The following is a 3,497-nucleotide window of genomic DNA, read 5'->3' as shown; positions in this document are numbered from 1 at the left end:
CCCGCCCCGGGGGGGCCCCCCCGCCCCGCCCCCCCCCCCCCCCGGCGGGGGGCGCCCCCCCCCCCCCCCCGGCCCGGGCCGGCTCAGCGGAGCCGGCCGAGAGCGCCCCCGCCGCCTCCGGCTCCGGCACGCCCGCGGCGGGCCACAAAGGCGTCCCGACGCCCAAGGACCTGGCCGCGCTGCGCGCCCACGCCCCGCACCCGGACCGCCAGCACCCGGCCCAGCCCGCGAACGCCACGCTGCGCTGGTCCTCCGACAAGGGGTGGGTGGAGCGCGGCGGCCCGCTCGGCGAGCCGGCCGAGACCGCGTCCCTGCCGACCCTCGCCCAGGTCACCAGCGCCGAACAGCGCTGGGCGGACCGGGAGGAGGACATCACCACCGTCGGCGGCGACCCCTTCGAAGTGGGCCAGGTCTTCGCCCGCCGCTGGATGGAACGCCTCCCGGAAACCGTCCACCTGCAGAAACTCTCCACCATGTACCCGCGCATCCCGCACCGGATCGACGGCGAACTCCTGCGGTACGCGGCCCGCTTCGGGCTCCTCGCCCACAAGGACGACCAGATCGACGAGCACGACCGCTACGCGATCCGGGCCGGCTTCTGGCGGGAGATCGACGTGCGGGCCGCCGCCGAGCACGTACCGGCGGGGGAGTAGACGCTCGCCCGGGGGAGCGACCCGGAGTGGCCCCGGACGCGGACCGGGGCCCGTGACCCCGTACCCTCATACCTCGTGAGTACGGGCACAGCACAGGCGCAGAGGGACACCGGCACCGTGTGCGCGGTGCGCGATCTGGTCAAGACCTATCCCGCGACCCGGGGCCGTCGCGGCGCCCCCGCGACGCCCGAGGTCCGCGCCACGGACGGCATCAGCCTGGACGTCGAGCGCGGCGAGATCTTCGGACTGCTCGGCCCCAACGGCGCCGGCAAGTCCACGCTGGTCCGCCAGCTCACCGGGCTGATGCGGCCCGACTCCGGCAGCGTCGAGGTGCTGGGCCACGACCTCGTACGCCACCCCGAGCGGGCCTCCCGGCTGATCGGCTACCTGGGGCAGGAGTCCACCGCCCTCGACGAACTGACCGTCTCGCTCGCCGCCGAGACCACCGGACGGCTGCGCGGGCTCCCCGTCCAGGAGGCCCGCGCCGAGCGCGACGCCGTCCTGGAGGAGCTGGGCCTCACCGCGATCGCCGGGCGGCCCCTGAAGAAGCTCTCCGGCGGTCAGCGCCGGCTCGCCTGCTTCGCCGCCGCCCTGGTCGGCGACCGGCCCGTCCTGGTCCTCGACGAACCGACCACCGGCATGGACCCGGTCGCCCGCCGCGCCGTCTGGGCCGCCGTCGACCGCCGCCGGGCGGAGCACGGGGCCACGGTCCTGCTGGTCACCCACAACGTCATCGAGGCCGAGACCGTCCTCGACCGGGTCGCCGTCCTCGAACGCGGCCGGGTCATCGCCTGCGACACCCCCGCCGGGCTCAAGGAAAAGGTCGCCGGTGAGGTGCGCGTCGAGCTGGTGTGGCGCGAGCGCGCTCCGCTGGACGTCCCGGAGGTGGCGGCGCTGCGGCCCTCCGCCCAGGAGTCCGGGCGGCGCTGGGTGCTGCGGCTCGGGCCGGACGAGGCGCGGGCCGCGGTCGCCGCGGTGACGGGCGGCGCGGCCTTCGCCGCGCTCGACGATTTCACCCTGGCCACCCCCAGCCTGGAAGATGTCTATCTCGCGCTCGGGGGAGACGCCGGCGACGCGACCGAGGGGCTGGTGAAGGCGTGAGCGGCAGGAGTGACGTGGCGGACGTGTCGAAGGGGGGCGGCCTCAGATGACGAGCATGATTCCGGCCAGGTCCGCGGCGACGCGTGGCCTGCCCGCGCCCGCCGGATCCTCCGGTACGGGCCCCGCCCGTACCCTCACCGCCCCCCTCGCGCCGCGCGCCCGGCTGCTGCCCTCGCTGGCCGCCGTCTACCGCGCCCAGCTCTCCCGGGCGCGCGTCGCCCGCATCCCGCTGCTCTTCGTGGCGACCTTCCAGTCCGTCGGGATCATGATCCTGATGCGGGGCGTCGTGGACGGTGGCTCGGAGGCCCGCGCGGTGGTCGCGGGATCCAGCGTCCTGGTCGTCGCGTTCGTCGCGCTCAACCTGCTCGCCCAGTACTTCGGGCAGCTGCGGGCGAGCGGCGGGCTCGACCACTACGCCACCCTGCCCGTGCCGCCCGCCGCGGTGGTGCTCGGGGTGGCCGCCGCGTACGCCTCGTTCACCGTGCCCGGCACGGTCTTCACCGCGATCACCGGGAGCGTGCTGTTCCAGCTGCCGATGACCCATCTGTGGGTCCTGGCCGCCGTCGTCCCGCTCTCCGGGGCCGCCCTGGCCGGTCTCGGCGCGGCCCTCGGGCTGCTCGCCCCGCGCCCGGAGCTGGCGACCCTGCTGGGCCAGCTCGGGATGTCCGCCGCCCTGCTGCTCGGGGTGCTGCCGGCCGAGCGGCTGCCGGAGCCGGTCAGCTGGGCGCGGGACCTGCTGCCCTCGACGTACGGGGTCGAGGCGCTGGCCCGGTCCTTCGACGCCCGCCCGGACTGGGGGCTCATCGCCTTCTTCCTCGGGATCTGCGCGGTGGTGGGGGTTCTCTCGCTGGCCGCGGCGACGTGGGCGTACCGGCGGGCCGCCGTACGGTAGGGGGTTCCTCCCGCTCCGTCCGGTCGGCCGCCCGGGGCCGGGGCCGTTTCGGCGGCGCCCGCGCGCGGTGCGGTGGCCGGTGAGCCCGGGTGCGGTATCCGGTGAGGCGCCTCACAGGGTGGCCTGGCACGATGGCACGGTGACCGCACCTCTGACGCCGCCTCACCAGCCCGGCCCCCACGATCCCTGGGAGGCCCCGCCCTCGGGCTCCCACCTCGCGTCCTCACCGGACGACCCGGACACGGCCACGGAGCTCCGTCAGGCCGCCGTCGTCGCCGTCCTGGTCGCCCTCTCGGGCATCGCGCTCGGGCTGCTGTGGCTGTGGCTCGCGCCGCGCGTTCCGCTGGTCTCCGACGACACGGCCGTCTTCCTCAAGAACAGCGAGGGCGAGGAGGCGATCGGGGCGGACGGCACGTTCGTCCTGCTGGCCATCGGCTTCGGCGCGCTCTCGGCCGCCGCCGTCTTCTGGCGGCTGCGCCGCGGGGGCGTCCTCGTCGTCGTGGGTCTGGCACTGGGCGCGCTGCTCGCCTCGCTGATCGCGTGGCGGGTCGGCGTCTGGCTGGGGCCGTCCTCCGACGTGGTGGGGCGGGCCCGGGAGGCCGGTCAGGGCGTGACGTTCGACGCCCCGCTGGAGCTGCACACGGTGTGGGTGGCGGTGTTGGCGTGGCCGTTCGCGGCGATGGGGGTCCATCTGTTGCTGACGGCGGCGTTCGGGCCGCGGGATGTTGAGCCGGACTGGTCGTATTACCAGGGGCCGGTGCAGGGGCCCCTGGCGGGGCCGGGGGCCGGGTCGGGAGGCCTAGGCCCCGCCCGCCCCCCGCCACAGGCCCCTCAGCCGGCCGGCGGGGCCG

At 76.4% G+C, this 3,497-nt stretch carries 3 protein-coding genes and 1 pseudogene; all 4 read left to right on the top strand.

Annotated elements, in window-relative coordinates; genetic code table 11:
• Nucleotides 1-653: pseudogene (locus JS521_RS34660) on the top strand (NYN domain-containing protein); the annotation flags it as partial.
• 117 nt (nucleotides 654-770) lie between these two features.
• On the top strand, nucleotides 771-1,754 hold the full coding sequence (locus tag JS521_RS34655; RefSeq protein WP_205086839.1) for an ABC transporter ATP-binding protein: 984 nt from the start codon (nucleotides 771-773) through the stop codon (nucleotides 1,752-1,754).
• 46 nt (nucleotides 1,755-1,800) lie between these two features.
• Nucleotides 1,801-2,646 carry an ABC transporter permease gene (locus JS521_RS34650; protein ID WP_205086838.1) on the top strand — a complete coding sequence of 282 codons (846 nt, stop codon included), beginning with the start codon at nucleotides 1,801-1,803 and terminating at the stop codon, nucleotides 2,644-2,646.
• Nucleotides 2,647-2,764: 118 nt separating this feature from the next.
• A partial coding sequence (locus JS521_RS34645; protein WP_307848005.1) for an ABC transporter permease occupies nucleotides 2,765-3,497 on the top strand: 733 nt, incomplete at its 3' end.

The sequence above is a fragment of the Streptomyces durocortorensis genome, assembly GCF_016901035.1.
Taxonomy (GTDB): Bacteria; Actinomycetota; Actinomycetes; order Streptomycetales; family Streptomycetaceae; genus Streptomyces; species Streptomyces durocortorensis.
The sequence above is the reverse complement of the archived record's forward strand: the minus strand, read 5'-3'. Positions and strand labels throughout refer to the sequence as shown.